Raw genomic sequence first — 25427 nt, forward strand, 5'->3', positions numbered from 1 at the left:
GATAGATGTTCTCCAGAAATATTAAACGTCTGCAGTCGGCAGATTCCGGTGTATTTTGAGCTTGTGCACAATTTGCCGCCTTTATTTGCAGTGAATGAGTTTCGGTCAGCTGTGATAGAATCCCGCCAATTCTTATATGTTCCTCAATCAAGGCGTTTGCTGTGTCTGCTTTTTCCCAACTGAATATTAAAACTGATCTTCAAAAGAACCTGAAAGAACTGGGTTTTAAAGCGCTGACGCCGGTTCAGCAGGCCAGCCTGCCGCTGATCCTTGAGGGTAAGGATGTCATCGCTCAGGCTAAAACCGGTTCCGGTAAAACCGTTGCTTTCGGCTTGGGTGTGCTTCAGCACCTGGATGTGCGCCGGTTCCGTATTCAGTCGCTGATTTTGTGCCCCACCCGAGAGCTGGCCGATCAGGTTGCACAGGAGCTGCGTCGCCTGGCTCGCCTGATTCACAACATCAAGGTGTTGACGCTGTGTGGTGGTATGCCGTTTGGGCCGCAAATCGGCTCGCTGGAGCATGGTGCTCATATTGTTGTCGGCACACCGGGCCGCATTGAAGAGCATTTGCGCAAGGGCACGCTGACGATCGATAACGTGAACATGCTGGTGCTGGATGAAGCCGATCGCATGCTGGATATGGGCTTTCAGGATACGCTCGACCGAATTCTCGATCGCCTGCCGGCCGAGCGTCAGACCCTGCTGTTCAGTGCAACCTACCCTGAGCAGATACAGAACATCGCAAAGCGGGTCATGAAGCAGCCGGAAATGATTCAGATTGAATCGGAGCACGATGCTCAATCCATCGATCAGAAATTCTACCGGGTAGCAAATAACTCAGACCGCGAGGAGCTGCTGGCCCGTGTGCTGGCCTGCTACCGGCCGGAGACATCCATCGTGTTCTGCAAAACCAAGCGCGAAACCGATGAGGTTGCCGATTACCTGAAGGGGTGTGGCTACAGCGCGCTCACACTGCATGGCGATATGGAACAACGAGCCAGAACGGAAACGTTGGTGCGCTTTGCCAACCGCAGTGCGTCCGTGCTGGTGGCTACCGATGTGGCCGCGCGCGGACTGGATATCGCATCGCTCGATGCCGTTATCAACTTCCATATCGCGCTCGACCCGGAAGTGCATACGCACCGGGTTGGCCGAACCGGTCGTGCCGGTGAGAAGGGCATGGCGTTTTCGTTTTTCAGCGAAAAAGAGGTGCATCGGGTTCTGGATTTAGAACTGAAGCAGGATCCGATTGCCAATGCCGAAGAATGGCCGGGCGATCACTATGCCGACCAACCCGCCTTTCTGCCGCCAATGGCGACCCTGCAGATAGACGGTGGCAAAAAGCAGAAGGTGCGTGCCGGTGATATTCTGGGGGCACTGACCAATGGTGATGAAATTAAAGGGACGGATGTCGGCAAGATTGCCATTCAGGATAACAGCGCCTATTTCGCGGTGAAGCGAAACCTGGCAAAGACAGCACTGAACAAGATCAGCAAAGGGAAATTGAAAGGCCGCAACTTCCGTGTGCGGCTCATTCGTGGCTGAGTAACTACTTACTCTTTCGGAACAGCTTCACCACCGGCAGATTCAGCAGGTTATCAATAAACACCTGCTGGGCCATCTGCCGCAAGGCATCGGCGTAGGTCGGGTAGGGGTGGATCACACCCTGCAGCTTGGCGAAGTTAATACCCAGCGTTTTTACCGTTTGTACCTCAGCAATCAATTCACCGGCCCGTTCGCCAATAATGTGGGCGCCCAGTACTTTACCCTTCTGGTTGGTGATCAGTTTAATCTGGCCCTGGTCACCGGCCTTGGTTTTAGCCCGATCAAGCTTGTTAAAGTCGTAGTGGTAGACGCGAATGTTATCGCCATGCTGTTCACGCGCTTCGGCTTCGGTTAATCCGGCGCGGGCAAATTCCGGGTCGGTGAAGGTTGTCCAGCTGACATGCTCATAGTTCACCTTGCGGTTAATCGGCAGCAGCGCGTTCATTGTGGCAATCTTGCCCTGGTAGTTCGCCATGTGGCTCAGCAGATAAGGCCCGGCAACATCACCGCAGGCATAAACACCCTTGGCGCTGGTCTGCAGGGTTGCGTCCACCACAATGCCGCGCTCGGTTTTAATGCCGGCCGCTTCCAGGTTCATGCCTTGAATATTCGGCGAGCGGCCCAGTGCCACCAACAGCGACTCGGCTTCCAGAATAAAGTTGTTGCCGTCTTTCTCGACACTTAAGGCAATGCCGTTAGCGGTTTTTTCCACGCCCACCGCTTTGGTACCAATGTGGAAGTGCACGCCTTCTTTGGTGAGCTTCTCGCGGATGACCTTCGAGAACTCCGGCTCTTCGCGGAACATCACTTCCGGCATCATTTCCACCACGGTTACATCGACATCCAGACGGTTCATAGATTGTGACAGCTCCATGCCAATGGCGCCGGCACCCAATACGATGATGGATTTCGGTAACTGTTGCTGCTCGAAGAAGTTATCGTTAGTCAGGAACGGAACCGTATCCAGTCCGGGAATCGGCGGCACCATCGGCGAAGAGCCGGTCGCGATCACAACCTTCTTCGCCTTGTATTTGGTCTCGCCGACGCGAATCACCTTGGCAGATTCAAAAACCGCAGCCCCTTGCACAAAGACTGCGCCGGCCTTTTCCAGCACCTCCGGGGTTTCGTGCTCGTAAATGCCTTCACTGATGGCGCGAACATTCTGCAGAATAGTGCCGCTGTCGACCTCGATGCTGGCAAACTTCTTCGCGGTATAGACGTCCTTCGCCTGATTGATTAAACCCTTACTTGGAATACAGCCCGACCAGGTACATTCGCCACCGCTTTTGTGCTTTTCAATAATCAAAACCGATTTGCCAAAGCCCAGTGCGGTGAATGCAGAAGTTAAACCTGCTGCGCCAGAACCGATAACGATGAGATCAAACTTCTTCATGGGTGCTCCAAATTAGGGTAATAGGATGTTTAATTTAAGTTTGCTTTCAGGTTCAGACTTAAAGGCCGGCGTAAAGTTCAGCCAGTGCGTCATAGCGTTTTCGGTTAAGGCCCATATCGGAATAACCGGCACGGCTGGCCGAGCGGAAATGCACCACGCCGTTGGTTTCATCAATCCAGAACTCGACATCATCGTGATACTTCATTAAATCGGTGGTGAAGATGACGTACAGGTAGTCTTCGGTTTCCGTTTTAACGGTTGCGCCACCGTACTGGTTAACCGCCTGTTTAAGTGCGCTCATGGTTTCAGCTGTGGTCGCTTTTACCGGCAGAGTGGCCACCTTCTTCTCTTCGTCTTCCGCCTGGCTGGATACATTATTTGGTTTTTTGCTGACCGGCTTCAGCTGGCCGTTTTCAACGCCGAGTTGTGGTACCTGAACGTTCTGATAATAGATGCGACCGAAGTTGGCGGCGATAAAGACAACAAAAATAATGAGGGCGATGGTCATGATTTTTTTCCTTTTCATGGGTGTTCTCTGAGGTAATTTAGTTTGTGCGCAAAATATTATACCAATGGATTGACATGTCAATGCTTTGTGCGCAAAATAAATTTCAAAGGTTTTGAGAACAAAGATGAGCACACCAAACGAACTTAAGCTGGAAAACCAGATTTGCCATTCAATCTATTCAGCCACCAATGCACTGATTCGCGCCTACCGGCCGCTGCTGGAGGCGCTGGATTTAACTTATCCACAATACCTGGTGATGATGGCGTTGTGGGAAGAAGACGGCGTCATGATTAAACGGCTGGTGGAGCGCACGCGCCTGGATGCCGGAACGCTGACACCCATTCTGAAACGGTTGGAAGCCAAAGGCCTGGTCAGCCGGCAGAAGTCGCACGAAGACTCCCGCCAAAAGCTGTTAAAGGTGGCAGATAAGGGCCTGGCGCTGCGCGATAAGGCGGCTAAGGTGCCGGCAGCACTGACTTGTCAGGTGCAGATGACGCTCGAAGAAGCCACTCTGCTCAAGCAGCTCAGCGAAAAGCTCTACAAGCAGTTAGTGGCTGCTGTTTAAATCCTGCAACACCGACCATTGCTCTTTCAGCATCAGTAAATGCTCACTCCAGTAACGGGCGCTGCCATACCAGGGAAACGCCTGCGGGAATGCTGGGTCGCTCCAGCGCTTGGCAATCCACAGGTTGTGGCGAACCATATGAGCCGTGCGCAGGGGTTCAATCAGGCGGGCCTGTGAATCCGGAAACTCATAAAACTGTTCATAGCCTTCAGCCAGCTCTGAAAGTTGCGACTTCTGTTCCAGATCGCTGCCAGACAGCAGCTTCCAGATATCCTGCATCGCCGGAGCCATTTGGGTGTCATCGAAGTCGACCAGCAGAATATCTTCATCGCGGGTGAGAATGTTGCCGGCATGGAAGTCACCGTGGGTTCGCAGCAGCGGGGTGCTTTCAAGCCGGGTCTGAAACGGCCGCATATTGGTTTCAATATGCTGCAGCGTGGTCAGGTAGTTGTCGCGCAGGTCATAGCCAATCAGCTCATTATCTTGAAAGAACGCAAGCGATTCCTGAATCGGTTTAATCAGCGACAGTGTTGTACGGGTTTTAAAGGCCTGCTGGCTGCCAAAGCTGTGTACCCGGCCGAGCAGTTGACCGATGCGGTAGAGCTTATCGGGGTTATCCAGCTCAAAGGCATGGCCGGCTCTCATTGGAAAGCAGGCGAACAGAAAGCCATCGCGTTCATGCAGGGTTTGGCCCTGAATAGATAGCGCAGGCACCACCGGTAGCTCCTGATCAAACAGCTGCTGGGTAAACTCCAGCTCCTCCTGAATCTGCTCGCGGCTCCAGCGGCCGGGGCGGTAAACCTTCATGACGATCGGCTGAGCATCTTCAATTCCAACGCGGTACACCCGGTTTTCATAACTGTTTAACGGGTAAATCCGGTAATCGCTCAAGATTTCGAGCGATTCCAGCCAGTCGATGATCTTATCCTGTGTTAATTGGCTGTACGGGTGTTCGGTGTGCATGTGTGGTTATCCGGCAGAGTCAGTGAATGCATTGTTTCGTATTGACGGGTTTGCCGGCAACAAAAATCAGATGGCGGCCGTCTACTATAGAGTTTTTCTAAAGGGAGTGAAGTGAAATGCGTTGCCCGCAGGGGTTGGGTTGGCAGCCGCGCAACGGGCGTGGTAAGCGCGAGCTTCCCGATAAGCTGCAGGTTGCATTTACCCTCAGCTCCAAGGTTTTCGGCGGCAATGACCGAAGCTGAAGAAATTGTACAAAATTTTACAGTAACCGGGGTGCCCTTGATTAAAATGTAATCAGGTAAGTGCCATTTTTACGTGCACGGAAGTAACCGAAACAACAGAACGAGGTTGTATATGATTGGTTCGATGATGAATGCCGGAGTAACAGGCGTACAAAACGGCTACGACATGCTGAATCGCAGTGCCGATCAGATTGCGAAATTGAATGTTCCGGCTGAACAGGGCGGAACCGAAGATTACATCACACCGGCGGTTGAACAAACCCTGGGTGAACTGCAGGTGAAGGCCAGCGCCAAGGTTGTTGAAACGGCCAGTGAAACACTGGGTACGTTAATCGATATCAAGGTATAGCAGGGCATAGGGTGAGGTTATGTCTACAGTAAGTGGTGTCTTTCCAAATGCGATAACGCCCACCTTTGCTGCGACCAGTGATCCGGCGGCAGCCACACGCCTGCGCCGTGAAAATGAAACCATCGTTTTTTCCCCTATTGAAGAGCTTGAGCAAAACGCCGAATCCCGCGCTATGGCTATTGAGCAGCCCGGCCGGCTTGAGGCTGAGCAAAATGTGAAAGTCGCCTTTCAGGGAATGGCAGCCAATCCGTCTGCAGATCTGGAAGAGACCGCTCAGGTTACTTCTCAGGGTGGCACTGTCGGTTCGTTACAGGATGATGCTGAAAACAATGCCCCTTCCAGTATGTCTGACCGGGAACAGGCGCAACTGGATGCCGATATTGAACTGATTGAAGAACTGGCAGCGCGTGACCGAGAGGTACGCATGCATGAACAGGCACATCAGAGTGTGGGTGGTCAGTATGCCGGTTCCATGGAGTTCACCTACACCACCGGCCCGGATGGCGTGCGCTATGCCACGGGCGGTGAAGTCTCTATCAGTATTTCCAAGGTTCCGGATGATCCGGAAGCGACGCTTGAAAAAGCCCAGACCATTCAGGCTGCCGCACTGGCACCGGCCGAGCCTTCGGCTCAGGATCGCCGAGTGGCCGCATTAGCCTCTCAAATGGCGGTTGAAGCTCAGGCTGACATTCGTGAGCAAGCCATTGAAGCCCGGGCCGCCGAAACTGAAGATCGTTCTGAGCAACAGGGGTTGAGTGCTGATGCGGAAGAGGCAGCCCAGCAGAGCCGGCAGGCCGAAGAAGAACAGGAAACGCTTGCCGAACTGAACGAAGAGCGCCTTAATGATTTTATGGCGCAAACTCAGGAAACCGTGCGGGCCGCGTTGAATGCGGCGTATAAGGCCAAACGGCCTGAAGATATGGATTCTTACCTGGTTGATACCTCAGTTTAAGGCCGGTTAGAGCAGGCCTGAATCACGATCGCCGTTTTCCGGAAAATCCTCATCCTCCAGTTCCAGCTTCAGGGCGATGCCCCGTTCTGTTTTTCGGATGACCTCGGCGCTGAGCGAGGGTGTTTCATAGTTAGTGCCAGTTAACTGGATAGTCACATAGGAGCCCAAATCAATTGAGCCGGCTTCCTCTTCGGTCATGGCGACGTAGGCACCTTTGTCGGAAAAATCCCAGGTGTGAACATTCAATACCCGGCCACCGCGGGTGGTTATTTGTGTGGGCAGCTCGACGGCGATGCGCTGAGCATATCTTCGGTCACTGTTTTGCATGATCGCTTACCAGACAGACATTACCAAAAAGTATAGAGGAAATTTCCGCATGCCCGGAAGAATTGCCCGTATCGCCACCATGGCTATCAAAATTGCTTGTTGTTGGGTTCCCGGCGATATTTGGTAAAGACACTCAGCTCCCACGGGCGCATGGCCAGCGTTAAGCCGGTGCCAAAGGTTTGGTCGAGCGGCTGTTTGGCGTCTTCCTTGCAAATTTCATCAAATTCGCGTGCCAGCCTGAGCATGCTGTTCTGCAGTTGCGTGTTGGACTGTCGGGTGATCTGCCCATAGCTGAATACCAGCAGCTCGCCGGCGTTGATATCAAAGTTGCAGTCGAAGAACTCGAGCGCGACGTATTTCTTGAAGTAGTTCTGTACCGGCCCGTCGTTGATCCATTTGAAGTGGCGGGAAACCAGTACCTTCACCCGGTTGCCGGGCAGCAGGTCGATCACGCCCATTCGGTCGAGCTTGGCCAGCAGTTGAATGCCCTCCAGCTCATCGAAGGTATAGGTGCTGGTGATCTCCTCGAAGCTCCAGCGGTTGATCAGCAGCTGAGCCATAATCAGCAACTTTTCGTTGTTCACCAACTCAGTTTCTGTTTCCAGCGTGAGGCTGTTGATCAGCTGCGAATCTTCCTGCATGCGCATCATCAGGTAGCCCAGATCAACCTCAGCGAGATTACAGATTTCTTCCATGCGGCTGAGCGTGAAGTGCTTGCGTGAAAACATCCGCTTTACGTTGGCTTCGCTCAGGTCAAGGTGTTGAGCGACGTGCTGATAAGTGATCTTCTTTTCACGAAGGACGTGTTTCAGTGTTTCAACGAGTTGTGCCGTTTCGGACATATCCATATAACCTTAAGTGGCATTATTTAATACTGATAATCTCATTTATGGGCTACTTCGACCAGATGTATGTCATGCCAGGCTGAGATCCTGCGGACTGAATAAAAATAGTGTGCCTCTTGAGCATTCCGCTCAGCCCCAGCCCATCAGGCCAAGGGCCTGAATACTCTCTGGAACGGTGGTTAACGGCTAGACAGCCCGGGGGCTATCAAGTAGAATCCGCCAAATTTTTTTGGGTACATTGCCCAATGATTGATCAGACTGACTATTTATTTTTGGATCTGTTCTCAGGCCAGTTTGAGGCTTTTTCGATAAGCCGAAAATAATTTCTAAAAAAGCGGGATGAGGTTTTCTTCATCTCGCTTTTTTACGAATAGAGGATTAAAAAATCAGTCTGATTGGTCAATAATCTCAATCGTCCATTCATTCAAAAAGGGGAAGGGATCTTGAGTACGCCTGCCATACTCGCGCTCGAAGACGGAAGTATTTTTAAAGGTATCAGTATTGGTGCCGCTGGGGAGTCTATTGGGGAGGTCGTATTCAATACGGCCATGACCGGTTATCAGGAAATCCTGACCGATCCATCCTATGCCCGCCAGATTGTAACATTAACCTACCCTCATATTGGTAACACCGGTGTGACCTCTGAAGATGAAGAATCTGCACAGGTTTGGGCCTCTGGCTTGGTGATCCGGGATTTACCGCTACTGCACAGTAATTTCCGCAGTGAGCAATCGCTCAGCGACTACCTGGTAGAGCGCAATGTGGTTGCCATTGCCGATATCGATACCCGCCGCCTGACCCGAATTCTGCGTGAAAAGGGTGCTCAAAACGGCTGTCTGATGGCCGGTGACAACATTGATGAAGCGCGTGCCCTTGAACTGGCGAAAGGCTTTGCCGGTCTGAAAGGCATGGATCTGGCTAAAGAAGTTTCAGTAAAAGAAGCCTATGAATGGACCGAAGGCAGCTGGAAACTGGGAGAAGGCCATGCCAAGCCGGATACCAGCAAGTTCCACGTCGTTGCCTACGATTTTGGCGTGAAACGCAATATTTTGCGCATGCTCGCTGATCGCGGCTGCCGCCTGACCGTCGTGCCGGCACAAACCCCGGCCAGTGACGTGCTGGCGATGAATCCGGATGGTGTATTCCTGTCTAACGGTCCGGGTGACCCGGAACCTTGTGATTACGCTATCACCGCCATTCAGGAGATTCTGAAAACCGAAATTCCGGTGTTCGGCATTTGCCTGGGTCACCAGTTACTCGGCCTGGCCAGTGGTGCCAAAACAGTGAAGATGAAATTCGGTCACCACGGTGCCAACCACCCGGTTGAAACCATTGCTGAAAAGACGGTGATGATCACCAGCCAGAACCACGGTTTTGCCATTGACGAAACCACACTGCCGGCGAACCTGGAAATGACGCACCGTTCGTTGTTCGATAAGTCCCTGCAGGGCATTCAGCGTACCGACAAGTTAGCCTTCAGCTTCCAGGGCCACCCGGAAGCCAGCCCGGGGCCGCACGATGTCGCCCCACTGTTTGACCAATTTATTGAGAATATGGAGAAAGCGGCCAATGCCTAAACGTACCGACATACAAAGTGTTCTGATCTTAGGTGCCGGTCCGATTGTTATTGGTCAGGCCTGTGAATTCGACTACTCCGGCGCGCAAGCTTGTAAAGCGCTGCGTGAAGAGGGTTACCGCGTCATTCTGGTGAACTCTAACCCGGCCACCATCATGACCGATCCGGCCATGGCCGATGCCACCTACATCGAGCCGATCATCTGGCAGGAAGTCGAAAAGATCATCGCCAAAGAAAAGCCCGATGTGCTGCTGCCAACCATGGGTGGCCAGACCGCGCTGAACTGCGCGCTGGATCTGGAAAAGCATGGCGTACTGGAAAAATACGGCGTTGAGATGATCGGTGCCAATGCCGATACCATCGATAAAGCCGAAGATCGTGACCGTTTCGACAAAGCCATGAAGGCGATTGGTCTGGAAACGCCGCGTTCCGGTATCGCACACAGCATGGAAGAAGCCTGGGAAGTGGTTGAAGGCTTGGGCTTCCCGTCCATTATCCGTCCGAGCTTCACCATGGGTGGCACCGGCGGCGGTATTGCTTACAACAAAGAAGAATTTGAACAGATTTGCCGTCGTGGTTTGGACTTATCCCCAACCAACGAGCTGCTGATCGACGAAAGCCTGATCGGCTGGAAAGAGTACGAGATGGAAGTGGTGCGCGACAAAGCGGACAACTGCATCATCGTGTGTGCCATTGAAAACTTCGACCCGATGGGTATTCACACCGGTGACTCCATCACCGTGGCACCGGCGCAAACCCTGACCGATAAAGAATATCAGATCATGCGTAACGCCTCGCTGGCGGTACTGCGTGAAATTGGTGTGGAAACCGGCGGCTCCAACGTTCAATTCGGTATTAACCCGAAAGATGGCCGCATGGTGATCATCGAGATGAACCCGCGTGTGTCCCGCTCTTCTGCGCTGGCCTCTAAAGCAACCGGCTTCCCGATTGCCAAGGTCGCTGCCAAGTTAGCGATTGGTTACACCCTGGATGAGCTGCAGAATGACATTACCGGTGGCGTCACCCCGGCTTCGTTCGAGCCAAGCATCGACTACGTTGTCACCAAGATTCCTCGCTTTGCTTTTGAAAAATTCCCGCAGGCCAATGACCGCCTGACCACGCAGATGAAATCGGTGGGTGAAGTGATGGCCATTGGCCGTAACTTCCAGGAATCGGTACAGAAAGCGTTGCGTGGTCTGGAAGTGGGCGCGTGCGGCTTCGACCCGATGCTCGATATCAATGCCAGCGATGCCGAAGAAGTGCTGGTGCGTGAGCTGCGTGAAGCCGGTCCGGATCGCATTTGGTATATTGCCGATGCCTTCCGCATGGGTAAAACCGTCGACGATATCTATGCGCTGACCGCCATTGACCCCTGGTTCCTGGTACAGATTGAAGACCTGGTGAAAGACGAAATCGCGCTTGGTCAGCTCGGCCTGAAAGACATGGACGAGGCTCTGATGCGCAAATATAAGCGCAAAGGTTTCTCGGATACCCGTCTGGCGCAACTGCTGGGCCTGAGCGAAAAAGAATTCCGCAAGAAGCGCTGGGCGCTGGGTGTGAAGCCGGTGTATAAGCGTGTGGATACCTGCGCCGCCGAGTTCGCGTCCGATACCGCCTATATGTACTCCTCGTATGATGAAGAGTGTGAAGCTGCGGTCACTGATAAGCAGAAGATCATGGTCATCGGTGGTGGCCCTAACCGCATTGGTCAGGGTATTGAATTCGACTACTGCTGTGTCCACGCGGCGCTGTCGGCTAAAGAAGATGGCTACGAGACCATTATGGTCAACTGTAACCCGGAAACGGTCTCTACCGATTACGATACCTCTGATCGTCTGTACTTCGAGCCAGTCACTCTGGAAGACGTACTGGAAATTATCGAACTGGAAAAACCAACCGGTGTGATCGTTCACTACGGTGGCCAGACGCCATTGAAGCTGGCGCGTGATTTAGAGGCCGCCGGTGCGCCGATCATCGGCACCAGTCCGGATGCCATTGACCGTGCCGAAGACCGTGAGCGCTTCCAGGTCATGGTTGAAAAGCTGGGTCTGCTGCAGCCGGAAAACGGCACTGCACGCAGCCTGGAAGAAGCTGTGGGTATTGCTAACCGTATCGGTTATCCACTGGTGGTTCGCCCGTCTTATGTACTGGGTGGCCGCGCGATGGAAATCGTTTACGCAGAAGAAGAGCTGCGCCGCTACATGAACGAAGCCGTTCAGGTTTCCAACGATGCACCGGTACTGCTCGACCACTTCCTGGACGATGCCATTGAGATGGATATCGACTGCGTTTCCGACGGCGAGCAGGTGGTGATGGGCGCCATCATGCAGCACATTGAGCAAGCCGGTATTCACTCCGGTGACTCCGCCTGTTCACTGCCGCCATACAGCCTGCCGAAAGCGGCTCAGGACATGATCCGCGCGCAGGTGCGTGATATGGCGCTGGAGCTGAACGTTGTCGGCTTGATGAACGTACAGATGGCCTGGCAGGATGAAAAACTGTACATCATCGAGGTTAACCCACGAGCTTCGCGTACCGTACCGTTTGTTTCCAAAGCCATTGGCACCTCGCTGGCGAAGATCGGTACCCAGGTAATGACCGGTAAAAAGCTATCTGAAATCGGCTTTACCGAAGAGATCATTCCGGGCTACTTCTCAGTGAAAGAAGCGGTCATGCCGTTTAACAAGTTCCACGGCGTAGACCCGGTACTGAGCCCGGAAATGAAATCGACCGGCGAAGTGATGGGCACCGGTGCAACCTTTGCCGAGGCTTTCCTGAAGGCTGCTTTGGGTGCCGGCGCGGTGATTCCAACCAAGGGCAAAGTCATTATCTCTGTGAAAAACAAAGATAAAGAAGCGGCCTTGGCGATGGCTAAAGACTTGACCACGCTGGGCTTTGAGGTTGTTGCAACCCGCGGTACCGCTCAGTTCTTCACCGAAAACGGTCTGCCAACCGAGGCTGTGAATAAGGTGAAAGAAGGTCGTCCGCATCTGGTGGATATGATCAAGAACGACGAAGTCGCTTATGTGATGAATACCACGGAAGGTCGCCAATCGATGGTTGATAGTGCGGAGATCCGTAAAGGTGCTCTGCAGCATAAGGTTTATTACACCACCACACTGGCCGGCGCGGAAGCTTCGGTTCTGGCCATGAAGCTGCGTGGCGAAACCGCCGTTAACCGCCTGCAGGACTTGCATGCCGGTTAAAGATCGTCATAATTCAGAAACATAAATAATTTCATATAAGGGCGCTCGGCGCCCTTTTTGCTCAAAGGAAAAGCTAATGCAACGTTACCCCATGACCGTTGAAGGTGAACTGGCGCTGCAGAACGAACTTAAAGAGTTAAAAACCGTTAAGCGTCCTGCCGTTATTGAAGCCATTGCCGAAGCCCGGGAGCACGGCGACCTAAAAGAAAACGCTGAATACCATGCTGCGCGCGAGCAGCAGGGTTTTATTGAAGCCCGTATCAGCGATATTGAAGGCCGTCTGGCCGGCTCACAGGTAATCAACGTTCACGATATTCCAAACACCGGTAAGGTGATCTTTGGTGTAACCGTAACGCTGCTAAATTTGGAAACCGATAAAGGCGTTACCTACAAAATTGTGGGAGATGATGAAGCCAACGTGAAGGTGAATAAGATCTCTGTGAACTCACCGATTGCACGCGCACTGATCGGCAAAGAGGAAGGCGATGTTGTTAATGTGCAAACGCCTGGTGGCACCGTCGAGTATGAAATAGAGTTGGTGGAGCATAAATAAACGCTCCCGGATAACAAATAAATTTTGAAAGAATGAACCGCCTTAAGGGCGGTTTTTTTCGTATGGGGAACGAATAACCTAATACGGTGAGTAGTTGATTTAACTGCGTTTGGTATTGCTCTCTTTGCTGCTAAGATCACGAAAAAAATAAAAATCGACACCGCAGCCGGGACGGCAACCTAAAGCAATTAAAATAAGGATTTTTGTATGCGATCAATGAAAGCCTCGCTGGCTAAACTGTGCTTGCCTCTTCTTTTGTTGGCGGGGTGTGGAAGCTCATCGGATGACCCATTAAATTACGATGGCGTCCTTTCAGCCGCAGAACTCTATAGCTACGATACCCGGACTAACTCCGATGCGCTGGTTGAGTGTTCAGTTATCTATTTACAACCGGGCTCCTGCGATCTTTCGAAGGTGCAGCCACTGGGTATGGGGGTATCTGGCGATGTTTCGGAGAGTGACGTTGCAAGTCGCCTGGTGGTATCCCACGACTGGATGGCCGACAGCTTTCTGGACGCCTTGGATTATATAGACGATCAAAACCTGCTTAATCTGTTTAAAGCAGTGAATACCATCGTTATCAGCTACGAAATTGACGGTTCTTTCTACCACGCCTACACCGCATCTATTTATATCGACCCAAGGTATCTCTGGCGAAATACGGAAGAGTGGGAAACCATTAACGATGAAGATGATTCCTGCGGTTGTTCGGAATATCCATTACAGTTTTATCCTGCCCGCCGCTTTGTCGACGCTGGCAGCGGTGACTACTCAACCTGGTCAAACTCTTACAATAGTGAAACCTACAACTACCGCTATACATACCAGCTGGCTCCGAAGCTCTATAGCCTGCTTGCACACGAACTAGCTCATGCGAATGATTTTGTTCCACCCGAACTGCTGGCCTCACTGGGCAGCAGCGGTACGATATATGACTATATCTATTCAAATACCCGGGTCAGTAGCGATCTCGATGAGCTATACCCGTTGAGTTCAGATCTGGTTATGGAAGCTGCTGACGTTTACTACAACGAATCTGAAGCTTCGGCAGGGTTGATCGCTTCAACCGGAGAAGACATTGGCTTAGAGTTTGAGGACGATGGCGCGAGCTATTTTTACAGTTACACCAACAGCCGTGAAGATCTGGCCACACTGGTCGAGATTTCCATGATGTATTTGAAGTATGGGGCGGTTCTCGATGTTGGTTTTACTAATATTCCGGACGTTGAAAGCCCTGAATGTGATGATTACCTTATTGAATGGGGGCAGCGTCATCGACTGGCAGATGCCGATGTCAACAACCGAGCAGCCTATGTGGCAGGCCGAATTATTTCAGCAGACTATGCGTTGGAAATATCCTCGATAACCGATGAAACCATCGCTATTGAAGCCGGGTCCGGCTGGTGCTCATCCCGCTACGATACTGACGTTGCCGTTTCCAGCGCTCGCAGCATTCAGTCAAGGAGCCGGTCAACGGTTGTTCATGATTTTCAGGACGATTTTGTTGTTGAGGGCGTAATGCCGGAATGGCCCTGAGGCTATACCAAAAAACCGCCTGTTCAGGCGGTTTTCTGCATTAAGGCATCAGCGTCTATTTAAATTCAAACAACGCAAAACCATCCTCTTCTACAGCCACAAACTCCAGATTATCACCAGCAAAGGTTCGCGCCTTGGGAGATGTGCGTATCGTTACCCTGGCATTGCCCCAGTCGGCAAATGACCAGTTGTTGTCTGCTGCCGGGTTGATCTCATTCTGGCTGAGCAGGTAGTTGGCGATGACGTCGCGGTTTTTATCCGGTGCATCGATAACCGTTGCGCTACCATCCAGCGCCGGGAAGCTGCCACCGCCGCCTGCGCGGTAGTTGTTGGTCACCACCAGAAACTCCTGCGCCGGGTCGATGGCTTTGCCCTGATAAGTGACATCCAGAATGCGCCGGGCATCGGCGTTTTCCAGTTCGCCTTTGGCGCCAAACTTACTGGGCTGAGTAACGTCAATCTTGTACTCAATGCCGTCGATTACATCAAAGTTGTAAGAAGGAAAGGCTTCATTAACCAGAGTCTGGGTGTCTTTTTTGTTGTTCGGATCAATCTGATTGAACTGCCCGGCAGAGCGTTCCAGCCAGTCGATAACCTGCGCGCCATTCAGTTTTACAACCTTCAGGTCGTTCGGGTAGATGTATAGATCGGACACATTTTTCAGTGCAATGTCGCCGGCGGGAACATCGGTGTAGTAGTCGGCACCGCCACGACCGCCTGCTTTAAACGGGGCGGCCGCTGAAATGATCGGCAGGCCATCGTATTCGGTGCCGCGCACGATATTCTCAACATACCAGACCTGCGCGTTGTTCACGATCTGAACCGACGGGTCGTCCTGAATCTGTGAGAAGTAGCTGTAAATCGGTGCCGTGGTTTCACCCACCTTTTGGCGCATGTACGCCAGCGTACCCTCGTGATCGGCTTTAATGGCGTCGTTAATGGTTTTATCGGCTTCTACCAGAGCAATGGTTTCGCGGCCTTCGCGTTTGGAGATGGCGCGCACCTCGGTATTCGCGCTGGCCACCTGCCATTCACCGTCAGTCATTTCCAGCGTTAAATCGATAACGCCCAGGTGGCTGCCCCAGAAGCCCGGCATCACCGAGGGCACGCCAAACACAGTGCCTTTTTCGTTATCGACACCGTCCATGTTGTTGAACAAGTCACCGCCCGGGAATACCTGATGCGAATGGCCGAACAGGATGGCATCGATGCCTTCCACCTTAGCCAGGTGATAGACCGCATGCTCTTCATTGGTGGTGCGCGGGTTGGCATAAAGGCCGCTGTGCGGGATGGCAATGACGATGTCAGCGCCTTCGGCTTTCATCATCGGTACGTATTTTTCGGCACTGGCAATAATGTCTTTGGCGGTGACCAGGCCGGTCAGGTTGTCTTTATCCCAGTTCATTATTTGCGGCGGTGTAAAACCAATGTAGCCGACCTTCACGTCGTGCGGCTGACCGCTGGTATCGGTCATGGTTTCGGTTTTGATGACGTAAGGCATGAAGTAGGGCTGGTCGTTTTCCGGGTTGTTATCGCCATCGTCGGCATAGACGTTGGCTGAAACATAGGGGAAGTTGGCGCCCGCCAGTGACTTGGCGAGGAAATCCAGCCCGTAGTTGAATTCGTGGTTGCCGACGTTACCAACATCGTAATCGAGCAGGTTCATGGCTTTAAACGCCGGGTGTGTTTCACCGAAGCGCAGCACCCGCCCTTTGGCAACGAAGTCGCCCAGCGGGTTGCCCTGAATTAGGTCACCATTATCAACCAGAACAGAATTGGTGGCTTCTTTTCGTGCCTGTTTGATCAGCGTGGCCACCTTGGAAAGGCCGACAGAATCGCTTTCGGCATCCCGGTAATAATCGTAGTTGGCGATGTGCATATGGATATCAGTCGTTTCCATTATGCGCAGTTGAATTGTCGGTGAAACAGCCAGTGCAAGGGGGGATAGCGCTGCCAGGGTGATAGCAGCCGGCAGCAGACAGATGGATTTTTTCACAGGAAAACCTCTTCTTTATGTCGCATGATTGCGGTTATGTGGGTTGTGATCGGCAATGTTACGGGCAAAAACTGTACCGATCGGTCAGGAGTAGCCTAGCAGGCAATATTGAAGGGTGTGTGAATCCGGCCCTTTGTCAGGGGGTATTTACGGCGTGTAGGTGAAAAAGAGATGAAGCCGCCAGACGCAGCGGCTTTGCTGGAGATGAGTGACCTAACTTTACACATGGCCCACTAGGGTAATTCATCACCATATTTTTCGTGGGTGCGTTTCAGGGTTTCATCAAAGCCGGCCTTGGCCGATTCTGAAACCTCTTTAAACACCGTCTTCAGATCGCGCCCGGAAGAGAAGCCCCGGTCGAGCATCTGGGTACGTAAAAAGCTTTCGTAGTCGCGGCCTTCATGGAAGTATCCGCCGGGCGCAATCACATAGCGGGCGACAAAACTGCCGCAATCGTGGCACTGCACGAATACCCGCTGGGCATCATCACGGGCGATGATGTTGCGTAGGTTGGTGGAGTTGCATTTCTGGCATTTCTGAATGTGAACCTGCATGAGCGCCTCTCAGATCTTGGTCTGTAGCCAGATATTAAAGCAGATTTGGCAGCAAAGCAGAATCATCCGCCTGCTGCTTTATAACACCAGGAACCAGTAAATCGGGCCGATGGTGATGGCCAGTATGATACCGAGTACGTTCATCAGTATACCCATGCGGGCAATGTCTTTTACGCCGATCATGCCGGAACCGAAGGCAATGGCGTTGGGGGGTGTACTGATCGGCAGGATCATCGCCGTTGAGCAGTTCAATGTAATGGCCAGCACCATAACCAGCAGCTGGTTTGTGGGTAAGGCCAGCGAGACCACGATAGGAATCAGCAAACCGGCGGTTGCCGTATTACTCATCACCGTACCCAGTACCGCACCCACCATGACCATCAGCGCGACCAGCATTTCAAAGCTGCCGGTTGCCGGCAGGAATGACAGAATGACCTGGCCCAGATCGGAAATATCGATGGCTACACCCAGGGCGATACCGCCGGAGACCATAAACAGCACATCCCACGGCAGGGCCCGGAAGTCGGACTGATCCAACAGCCCCAGCCAAAAGGAGGCAATGATCGGGAACAGGGCGATGGTGCCGGTCTTCAGGCCAAACTGACCGCCAATGAGCCAGCCGATAACGGTAAATACGAAGATGAACAGAGTGAACCACTGGCGCGCGCGAAACGGTTCAATCTTCGCTTCGCTCATTTCCAGCACGTCATTACCCGGCGGGTACACCTTGAGAATGCCCAGCCAAAGCACGCCGGCAGTGATCAGCAGGAACGGCATGGTGAGGATAATCCATTCCAGAAAGCTGACATCAATGCCCTTGGCCGTCAGGTAGCTCATGGCAATGGCATTTGGCGGCGTGCCGATGGGTGTGCCCATGCCACCGAGGTTACACGACAGCGGAATCGCCAAAATCAGACCGACACGAAAGGGCGAGTCGAAGCGCAGCTGCTTGGTGAGCGGCAGAATCATGGTCAGCATCATGGCCGCAGTGGCGGTGTTGCTCATCCACATCGAAAGGAAGATGCAGCCGGCAATAATGCCGAGCAGGGTAATCTTGGGTTCGCCCTTGGTGAGCTTCAGTATCCAGAACGCCAGGCGCGAGTCGAGTGCCGCCTTCTGCATGATGCTGGAAAGCACAAAGCCACCCATAAACAGCAGAATGATGTTGGAGAAAAACGGCGAGAAAAACAGACTGTCGGACGCGGCGATATCCAGCGCCTGAACCGAGGGCATCAGCCAGATCAGCTCCAGTGCCAGAATAATAAAGCTGACCACAAACAGCGGTACCCACTCCGTGACCCAAAGCACCGCGGCCAGCAATAGAATGGCGACGGTTTTTGTCTGTGCATCGTTTAAGTGAGAGAGCTCAGCGAGGCCGGTACTGGGAAGAATGAGAGCAATAATTAAAGCGAGCGTGGCGAAGATTTTATAGCGGTGAGGCAGTAGTTGGGCAAGCATGGCACGTCATCAGGTCGTTGATGGCAGGCATTGTATGTGAATCAGCAGACCTAATCAGCTCATATATTGCGCAGTAGATGCGACAGGGTTGCATTATAGATTGCAGTTATATGAGCGATAGCTTTTATCTATGTCAGCGATTAGCTCGGTGATGAAAACTGTTTGGCCAGATAGAGCGCGTAGTTATCGGTCATGCCGGCAATGTTATCGACCATGCGCTGGTAAATTTCGTACTGCCCCATCTTTTCACTCGGCGCTTCGCCGGCCATCAGGTCGAACACGCGCTTGGTACGGTAGCTCAGGCTTCGGCGGTCGCGCCGCTGGTGGTATTCAAAGCCGGCTTCAATGTAGGTTTCCAGCAGAATGGACAGCACGGTGTAGGCACCGATCTCGGTTTCGGTTTTCTGTGCATCCATAAATACCTTGTTGCGCGCCAGCGTTTTGGCCCGTTGAATGCCTTGGTAAATGGCGGTCGGGCAGGCGGCGATCAGGTCGCCTTCAAAGCTACCGTTAAGAATGTCGCCCTTGTTTTTGACAAAGGTATCGACCACCGCATCGACAATACAGCCAATGGTTTTACTGCGCAGTGCCGAAAGCTGCCGTGCGGGTGAGATGTTGCCGCTGTTATCCAGCGCCAGCACCTTGGTGCCCTGAATATCGAGGAAGATCTCTTCCACTTCTTCGAAATCGATGATGGAAAGCTCGACAGCATCTTCTAAATCGATCAGTGCATAGCAGATGTCATCGGCCGCCTCCATCAGGTAACTCAGTGGGTGGCGCGCAAAGCGACCGCTTTCCAGGCGAATCAGCCCCAGTTTATTGGCCAGTGCTTCCAGAATGCGGTGCTCGCTCTGGAAGCAGCTGAATTTACCGTTTGACCCGGCGAGTTCGGCGGTCCAAGGGTATTTCAGTGACGCGCCCAGCGTCGGGTAGGTTAGGCGCAGGCCGCCGTTGTTCAGGTGGTACTCAATTTGTGTCAGCGTGCGAAAGCCTTGCGCGTTGCCTTCAAAGCTTTGCAGATCGAGCTTTTCTTTATCGGTCAGCCCGGAAAGATAGTGCTGATTGCCGGCGCGCTTGAACCAATCCTGAATGGCGTACTCACCGGCATGCCCAAACGGTGGGTTGCCGATATCGTGCGCCAGGCAGGCGGCCTGTACGATAATGCCCAAATCGTCCGGCTGAATGCCTTTGGGCAGCTCTTTCTTCAGTTCTTCACCGATGCGAATGCCCAGCGACCGACCGACACTGCCCACTTCCATCGAGTGGATCAGCCGGTTGTGAATGTGGTCGTACTTGGCCAGCGGATGAACCTGCGTTTTACCACCAAGCTTGCGGAAGGCACCGGAAAAGACAATACGGTCATGATCTTTGTGGAAATGGCTTCGGCCCATATCGGCGGGCTCGAGTGCATCGTGTCCTTCGCGGGCGGTGGTTAAAAGCTGTTGCCAGTTCATGCCTGTCATTTTTGGGCTCTTTTAAATGCGTGTTATTTGCATCATGGTTGCCCGTGAACGAGGAATCAAGGGCTAGCTGCCTTTAACTCCATAATCCGGCCGGGCTTTTCCGCAGAGGGTAATGGCTTGCGGACACAATCTAAAAAGAGGGGTAGCGCTGCTTACGCCTGTGCGGAGGCGCCCTGCGCTTCAGCGTTAATCTGCGTCAGCGCATCGATAAACGCCTCGCTGGGCTGACCGCCACTGATGCCGTACTTCTTATTTATGATGAAGGTCGGCACACTCTGAATACCCATCTGGTGCATGCGGTTCTGCTCTGCACGAACCTCGGCTGCGTATTCATCGCTGTCCAGAATTTGCCGGGCTCGGGCCTCATCCAGGCCAATACTCACCGCTACGGCCAGCAGCTGCGCATCATCATTCAGCTGTTTGCCCTCGGTAAAGTGCGCACTGAACAGCGCCAGCTTCAGCTCGGTTTGCTTACCGTGCTCCTTTGCCCACGTCAGCAGCCGGTGGCAATTGAACGAGTTGATAATCTTTGAGTCATCCGAGAAGTTGAACTGAAAACCTGAATCCAGGCCGCGTTGGGCAATCATCTTGCGGTTCTCCACGCTCTGCTCTTTGGTGGAGCCGTACTTTTCAATCACGTGCTCAACCAAGTCCTGACCTTCCGGTGGCATCTGAGGGTTCAGCTCAAACGCGTGCCAGCTGATGTCGGCCTCGATATCCGGTAGCTGCTGCAATGCCTTCTCTAGATTTTTATAGCCAATAATGCACCAAGGGCACATCACGTCAGACACAATTTCGATGCTCATCTTACTCATATAGGGCGATTCCTGATTCGTTGGCGTATTTGCCTGCTCTATAGAGTGGCGGCGACCGGGTTTAGTTCAAGGTGGCTGGTACTTACTTCCGATATTGCTTATTCGCCTTCACCGGAAAGTTGCCGCATGCCCAGCTCAATAGTCTGCAGCATGTTCTTCGCGCTCTTATAATCCAGCTCGATGTGCGCAATGCGATTACCCACGATCAGGCCCAGCGACGGGAATGAGTTCAGCTGCAGCTGGCGTGCCTGTGCGAGTTCTTTTTCCAGACTCTGCGTTTGTTGCACCTGAGCGATCGCGTCGATGAATTCAGCTTTATTCAGGCCAATGTTTTCAGCGCATTGCGCGAGCGTGTCGATATCGGACGGGTTCTGCGCCTTCAAATAGTAGGCCTGCTGGATTTCGGTGATCATTTTTTCTTCCAACCCGGCTTCGCGGGCCACCAGGCAGGCGCGGCAGGCCGGGTAGGTCGAGCGGCGGGGCTGGCACTCCTGCCAGAAGGCGTGGTTAAACTCGGTGCCTAAGTGCGCGCTGATTTGCTGCCAAACGCCCTGCAGCTTGGTTTGCATCTCTGGCGGCATCGGTTGGTCGGAATCCGGCGCCAGGCCGCCGAGCAGGTAGTGGATTTCCAGTTTTTGTTGCTCAACCAGTGGGGCAAGCAGTGTGCGCAGTTCATACCAGGTGGGTTTGAAGCCCCAGCACCAGCTGCACATTGGGTCGTAGCAGTAAATTAGCTTTGCGGTCATTCGGTGTTTCCATGGGTCAAATAGTGAATGGGTGTTCTAGGGGCTGGTTGCCCGCTGCCATGAGCCTAGAGTGCCAGTAAATGATACTGATTTCGATGTGGGAGACCTGATTCGCCACACACAATTTCAGTAGGCGGCTGATTTTCGGGTCCGTGCAGTGAATGCGCGTTAACGAATCATTTGTTAAGGTAGGCAATCGAGAAATGACAATGTTGACATGGGTGCGGGTATGACCACCATTAAGGACGTCGCCAAGGCGGCAGGAACATCGTTCAAGACGGTTTCCAGAGTGATCAATAACGATGATAACGTCACACCTGAAACCCGGAAAAAGGTTCAGGACGCAATTAAAGCCCTGGGCTACCGGCCAAATACCGGTGCGCGGATGATTCGCAGCAAAAAAAGTGGTGTGATCGGCCTGATTGCTGACCAGGCCGGTATGTCGGTGCACTCGGTTAATCTGATTCGTGGTGCACAGGAAGAAGCCTGGGCGCAAGGCAAGTTTCTGATGGTGATCAATATTGACGATAACCATCAGAACATGGATGCCGCCATTGATAAGCTACTGGAGCGTCGTGTTGAAGGCATTATCTACGCCGCCATGTATCATCACGCTGTTAATCCATCGGATGAGCTGCGCGCGGTGCCTCTGGTACTGGCCAACTGCTATGACGAACGCGGCGAGCTGCCCTGCGTCGTTCCGGATGAATACGCCGCCGCTTGCGATGTTACCCGGCATCTGATTAATACCGGCCATCGACGAATTGCCTACCTTAACCTGAATCCACGCATTATCGCTGGCCGTGAGCGCAGCCGCGGATTTTTGGACACCATCCACCAGCATCCCGCTGTGGACGGCTGGACTGAAAAGGCTATTTCCGGCGAAATCGGGCAGGAAGTCTCGCGTGTAGATGAAGTCATGTCGAATCTGCTGAACTCGGATAGGCGCCCGGATGCCATTCTTTGTGGTAAAGATGAGATTGCCATGTCCGTTTACTTCAGTCTGGTGGAGCACAGCCTTCAGCCGGGCCACGATATGGCGGTGGCCAGCTTTGATAATCTGGAGATCATTGCCGAGTCGCTAAAGCCAGGCTTGTCGACGATGGCGTTGCCGCATTATGAAATGGGGCAGTGGGCAATCAGGCACCTGCTTTCTGAAAACCTGGAAATCAGCCACGAGCGCCTGAGCTGCGATTTTATCCGGCGGGCATCGGCCTGATGCCGATAGCCGCAGCGTTGGCAAAACTGCGCTGGGTCAATTCAGATTACATCTTGAAACAAAAACTTTTTATGTGAAATTGACAATGTTGTCATAATCGCTATCCTATCTGATGACAACATTGTCAATAGGCCCAAAACAAAAACACGAGAGGCATAAGATGAACGTCAATACCCCAATGAAAACGCTGGTAGCCGCGTTGCTGCTTGCAAACTCCTCACTCGCTCTGGCTGCACCAACAGAAGTCACCATGTGGCGCCATGAGACTGGCGACGCCGAGATGCAAGCCAGCGAGGCCGCCGTAAACCGCTTTAATGCCTCTCAGGATCGCTGGGAAATCTTGGTAGAAAAGTTGCCTGAAGGCTCTTACACCGAATCCATTACTGCTGCTGCATTGGCGAATACGCTTCCCTGTGTATTCGATATGGATCAGCCGACCGTGCCTAACTTTGCCTGGTCCGGTTACCTCCGCCCGATCAGTGACTACCTTAGCCAGGATTTTCTCGACGGTTTGAATACCGGCGCGAAGGGGCAGTATAAAGGCCAAGTTTATTCTGTTGGTCAGTTCGATGTTGCACTGACCCTGTTTACCCGAAAGTCCATATTGGAACGGTTTGATATTCGCTATCCGACTTTGGAAGCGCCCTGGACAAAAGACGAACTGATGGCCGCCATCAAGAAGATTAAAGCGTCCGGTGAGTTTGCCTATCCTTTCGATGTGAATACCAACTGGACCGGCGAATGGTCCTCTTACGGCTATGGGCCTTTATTGCAGTCATTTGGGGCGGATCTGATTGATCGCGACAACTATTTAGAAGCGGAAGGTACGCTCAATGGCGACGCTGCTGTGCAGTGGGGCGAATGGTTCCAGTCGCTTTTTGAGCAGGAATTTGCCGATCGTAAACCGGCCGACGACAAGCGTTTTCAGAATGGAAAAATTGCCATTCACTATACCGGTTCCTGGTCTGCTAAAGACTACACCGATGCCTTCGGTGACGACCTGGCCATTTTGCCTCCGCCAGATCTGGGTCACGGCCCGGTTGTGGGTGGTGGTTCATGGCAGTGGGGTATTTCCAGCTCATGTAAGCACCCGGAAGGCGCAGCCGAATTCGTTCAGTTCCTGATGAGCGATGAAGAAGTGGCCGAAATGTCTGAAAAGACCTCCCTGATTCCAACCTCATCCGGCGGCGCGGCGCTGACTGAACAATACAGTGAGGGTGGCGAGTGGCGCATTTTCTATGAGTTTTCAGAACAGTATACGGTCATGCGCCCTGAAACACCGGCCTATCCAGTTATTTCCAGTGCTTTTGATAAGGCCGCGCAGGACATTATTGACGGCGTGGATCCGCAAGACGCTCTCGACAATGCCGTTGACACTATTGAGTTAAACATCGAAGACAATGGTGGTTACGGGTTCTGAACCCAGCCATGAACGACTGCACCACTCGGCGCAGTCGTTCGATAAGTCATTCACTCACAGATACTGGTTGTACTTATGACGCTTTCCACTACCCAAGCACAAGCAGCGCCCATTAAGAAGAATTATCGTGGTCCGATGTCGCGTTTGCAGTCGCGTTATGGGCTGCTGATGATCGCCCCGGCCGTCTTTTTCTTATTGATGTTTCTGGTCACGCCTACTCTGATGGCCTTTTATATGTCGTTCACCAACCAACGGCTAATATCCCCGAACCCGACGGAATTTGTCGGGCTTCGGAACTATGACCGGGCGCTGGCGCTGAGTGTCATCCGGTTGCCGGCTGAACGGGACGAACAAGGCAATATCCAGGTTGATGACGATGGCAATACAGAATTTCCGCGCCTGCGCACCGTGACCCGCAAGGATGAAAAATATAAAGGCTTTCGTGAGCTTTACAGCTGGGAAAGCGATGACACAAAAACGGTGCTGGTCGCCAAAGACCCCATTTTCTATAAATCATTCTATAACACCTTTCGTTTTGCCTTCATGGTTGTTCCGCTGCAGGTGGCAATGGCATTGGGGCTGGCCTTACTGATCAACCGCCAGATGAAGGGGGTTAACTTTTTTAGGTCGGTTTATTTCGCGCCTGTCGTTACCTCGATGGTGGTGGTTTCCATTGTCTGGTCTTTCTTCTTCAACAAAGACATGGGGTTGTTTAACCGCTACCTGGAGGTGTTCTCGTTCGGACTCATAGAAGGGCCTAACTGGCTCGGTGATCCGGCCTATGCCATGAAATCGATCGTCATCATGTCGGCCTGGCAGGGCGCCGGTGTTCAGATGCTGATATTTCTGGCCGGACTGCAGGGTATTTCAAAAGACCTGTATGAAGCCGCATCTATTGATGGTGCTAATGGCTGGCATAAATTCCGCTTCATTACCCTTCCCGGGCTGAGGAATACCTTTGTCTTTGTGGTTATTGCAACAACGATCGCAGCATTCGGCCTCTATACCCAGGTTGCCGTAATGACGGCCGGAGGGCCGGTCGACAGCACCACAACCGTTATGTATCACGCTGTTCGCAAAGGACAGACAGAGCAGGACATGGGCTATGGCTCGACCATTACCGTGATCTACTTTGCGGTCATTCTGATCATAGCGCTGCTTCAGAAACTGTATTTTGAACGTAAGGGAGACTGACCC

Annotated in this window: 22 protein-coding genes; 11 read left to right on the forward strand and 11 right to left on the reverse strand. The window is 52.7% G+C overall.

Translation table 11 applies throughout. The annotated features are described in order from the left end of the window. The first annotated feature begins 161 nt into the window (after positions 1 to 161). Positions 162 to 1544, forward strand: coding sequence for an ATP-dependent RNA helicase DbpA (gene dbpA, locus BCF53_RS11305; RefSeq protein ID WP_132701846.1), 1383 nt, complete (start codon positions 162 to 164; stop codon positions 1542 to 1544). Positions 1545 to 1548: 4 nt separating this feature from the next. On the opposite strand, the gene BCF53_RS11310 is transcribed toward dbpA, so the two are convergent. Both BCF53_RS11310 and BCF53_RS11315 read right to left on the reverse strand, forming a co-directional pair. Beyond that, positions 1549 to 2937 carry a dihydrolipoyl dehydrogenase family protein gene (locus BCF53_RS11310; RefSeq protein ID WP_132701847.1) on the reverse strand — a complete coding sequence of 463 codons (1389 nt, stop codon included), beginning with the start codon at positions 2935 to 2937 and terminating at the stop codon, positions 1549 to 1551. A 58-nt stretch (positions 2938 to 2995) separates the two neighbouring features. Further along, the gene (locus tag BCF53_RS11315) at positions 2996 to 3463 is read right to left on the reverse strand and encodes a DUF1499 domain-containing protein (RefSeq protein ID WP_243645823.1); all 468 of its coding nucleotides are present in this window, start codon (positions 3461 to 3463) and stop codon (positions 2996 to 2998) included. A gap of 106 nt (positions 3464 to 3569) precedes the next feature. On the opposite strand from BCF53_RS11315, the gene BCF53_RS11320 reads away from it, so the two are divergent. After that, complete coding sequence (locus BCF53_RS11320; RefSeq protein ID WP_132701848.1) at positions 3570 to 4010, forward strand: MarR family winged helix-turn-helix transcriptional regulator; 441 nt, start codon at positions 3570 to 3572, stop codon at positions 4008 to 4010. On the opposite strand, the gene BCF53_RS11325 is transcribed toward BCF53_RS11320, so the two are convergent. Continuing rightward, on the reverse strand, positions 3993 to 4973 hold the full coding sequence (locus BCF53_RS11325; protein WP_132701849.1) for a serine/threonine protein kinase: 981 nt from the start codon (positions 4971 to 4973) through the stop codon (positions 3993 to 3995). The two genes, BCF53_RS11320 and BCF53_RS11325, sit on opposite strands and share 18 nt — an antisense overlap. Before the next feature lie 354 nt (positions 4974 to 5327). On the opposite strand from BCF53_RS11325, the gene BCF53_RS11330 reads away from it, so the two are divergent. Beyond that, positions 5328 to 5564, forward strand: a complete 237-nt coding sequence (locus BCF53_RS11330) for a flagellar biosynthesis protein FlgE (RefSeq protein WP_132701850.1) — start codon at positions 5328 to 5330, stop codon at positions 5562 to 5564. 19 nt (positions 5565 to 5583) lie between these two features. Further along, positions 5584 to 6516 (forward strand): putative metalloprotease CJM1_0395 family protein, encoded by a 933-nt coding sequence (locus tag BCF53_RS11335; RefSeq protein WP_132701851.1) that lies wholly within the window; start codon positions 5584 to 5586, stop codon positions 6514 to 6516. Positions 6517 to 6522: 6 nt separating this feature from the next. On the opposite strand, the gene BCF53_RS11340 is transcribed toward BCF53_RS11335, so the two are convergent. Further along, positions 6523 to 6843, reverse strand: a complete 321-nt coding sequence (locus tag BCF53_RS11340; protein WP_132701852.1) for a PilZ domain-containing protein — start codon at positions 6841 to 6843, stop codon at positions 6523 to 6525. 86 nt (positions 6844 to 6929) lie between these two features. Beyond that, complete coding sequence (locus BCF53_RS11345) at positions 6930 to 7685, reverse strand: helix-turn-helix domain-containing protein (protein WP_165901896.1); 756 nt, start codon at positions 7683 to 7685, stop codon at positions 6930 to 6932. Positions 7686 to 8131: 446 nt separating this feature from the next. Between BCF53_RS11345 and carA the strand changes: the two genes are divergently transcribed. The 4 genes from carA (at position 8132) to BCF53_RS11365 (ending at position 14559) form a co-directional block, all read left to right on the forward strand. Next, on the forward strand, positions 8132 to 9265 hold the full coding sequence (carA, locus tag BCF53_RS11350; RefSeq protein ID WP_132701854.1) for a glutamine-hydrolyzing carbamoyl-phosphate synthase small subunit: 1134 nt from the start codon (positions 8132 to 8134) through the stop codon (positions 9263 to 9265). After that, entirely contained in the window at positions 9258 to 12470 is a 3213-nt protein-coding gene (gene carB / locus BCF53_RS11355) for a carbamoyl-phosphate synthase large subunit (RefSeq protein WP_132701855.1), read from the forward strand. Before carA ends, carB begins: the two co-directional genes overlap by 8 nt. 76 nt (positions 12471 to 12546) lie before the next feature. Further along, complete coding sequence (gene greA, locus BCF53_RS11360; protein ID WP_132701856.1) at positions 12547 to 13023, forward strand: transcription elongation factor GreA; 477 nt, start codon at positions 12547 to 12549, stop codon at positions 13021 to 13023. Positions 13024 to 13230: 207 nt separating this feature from the next. Further along, complete coding sequence (locus BCF53_RS11365) at positions 13231 to 14559, forward strand: hypothetical protein (protein WP_132701857.1); 1329 nt, start codon at positions 13231 to 13233, stop codon at positions 14557 to 14559. A 55-nt stretch (positions 14560 to 14614) separates the two neighbouring features. Here the strand turns inward: BCF53_RS11365 and BCF53_RS11370 are convergent, their stop codons facing one another. The 6 genes from BCF53_RS11370 to BCF53_RS11395 all read right to left on the reverse strand — a co-directional run bounded on the left by BCF53_RS11370 (position 14615) and on the right by BCF53_RS11395 (position 21591). Then, positions 14615 to 16555, reverse strand: coding sequence for a bifunctional 2',3'-cyclic-nucleotide 2'-phosphodiesterase/3'-nucleotidase (locus tag BCF53_RS11370; RefSeq protein WP_132701858.1), 1941 nt, complete (start codon positions 16553 to 16555; stop codon positions 14615 to 14617). A 233-nt stretch (positions 16556 to 16788) separates the two neighbouring features. Beyond that, positions 16789 to 17109: a hypothetical protein gene (locus BCF53_RS11375; RefSeq protein WP_132701859.1), complete on the reverse strand. Its 321-nt coding sequence runs from the start codon at positions 17107 to 17109 to the stop codon at positions 16789 to 16791. 78 nt (positions 17110 to 17187) lie between these two features. After that, positions 17188 to 18567: an SLC13 family permease gene (locus BCF53_RS11380; RefSeq protein WP_132701860.1), complete on the reverse strand. Its 1380-nt coding sequence runs from the start codon at positions 18565 to 18567 to the stop codon at positions 17188 to 17190. 140 nt (positions 18568 to 18707) lie between these two features. Continuing rightward, positions 18708 to 20030 carry a deoxyguanosinetriphosphate triphosphohydrolase gene (locus BCF53_RS11385; protein ID WP_132701861.1) on the reverse strand — a complete coding sequence of 441 codons (1323 nt, stop codon included), beginning with the start codon at positions 20028 to 20030 and terminating at the stop codon, positions 18708 to 18710. A gap of 152 nt (positions 20031 to 20182) precedes the next feature. Further along, positions 20183 to 20845 carry a DsbA family oxidoreductase gene (locus tag BCF53_RS11390; RefSeq protein WP_132701862.1) on the reverse strand — a complete coding sequence of 221 codons (663 nt, stop codon included), beginning with the start codon at positions 20843 to 20845 and terminating at the stop codon, positions 20183 to 20185. 98 nt (positions 20846 to 20943) lie between these two features. After that, the gene (locus BCF53_RS11395; RefSeq protein ID WP_132701863.1) at positions 20944 to 21591 is read right to left on the reverse strand and encodes a DsbA family protein; all 648 of its coding nucleotides are present in this window, start codon (positions 21589 to 21591) and stop codon (positions 20944 to 20946) included. 229 nt (positions 21592 to 21820) lie between these two features. On the opposite strand from BCF53_RS11395, the gene BCF53_RS11400 reads away from it, so the two are divergent. From BCF53_RS11400 to BCF53_RS11410, 3 genes are all read left to right on the forward strand, one after another. Further along, positions 21821 to 22810 (forward strand): LacI family DNA-binding transcriptional regulator, encoded by a 990-nt coding sequence (locus BCF53_RS11400; RefSeq protein ID WP_165901897.1) that lies wholly within the window; start codon positions 21821 to 21823, stop codon positions 22808 to 22810. Between the two features lie 160 nt (positions 22811 to 22970). Then, positions 22971 to 24230 (forward strand): ABC transporter substrate-binding protein, encoded by a 1260-nt coding sequence (locus BCF53_RS11405; RefSeq protein ID WP_132701865.1) that lies wholly within the window; start codon positions 22971 to 22973, stop codon positions 24228 to 24230. 75 nt (positions 24231 to 24305) lie between these two features. After that, on the forward strand, positions 24306 to 25424 hold the full coding sequence (locus BCF53_RS11410; protein ID WP_207902714.1) for a carbohydrate ABC transporter permease: 1119 nt from the start codon (positions 24306 to 24308) through the stop codon (positions 25422 to 25424). The last annotated feature ends 3 nt before the right edge of the window (positions 25425 to 25427 follow it).

It is taken from the genome of Reinekea marinisedimentorum (genome assembly GCF_004341165.1).
Classification (GTDB): domain Bacteria; phylum Pseudomonadota; class Gammaproteobacteria; order Pseudomonadales; family Natronospirillaceae; genus Reinekea; species Reinekea marinisedimentorum.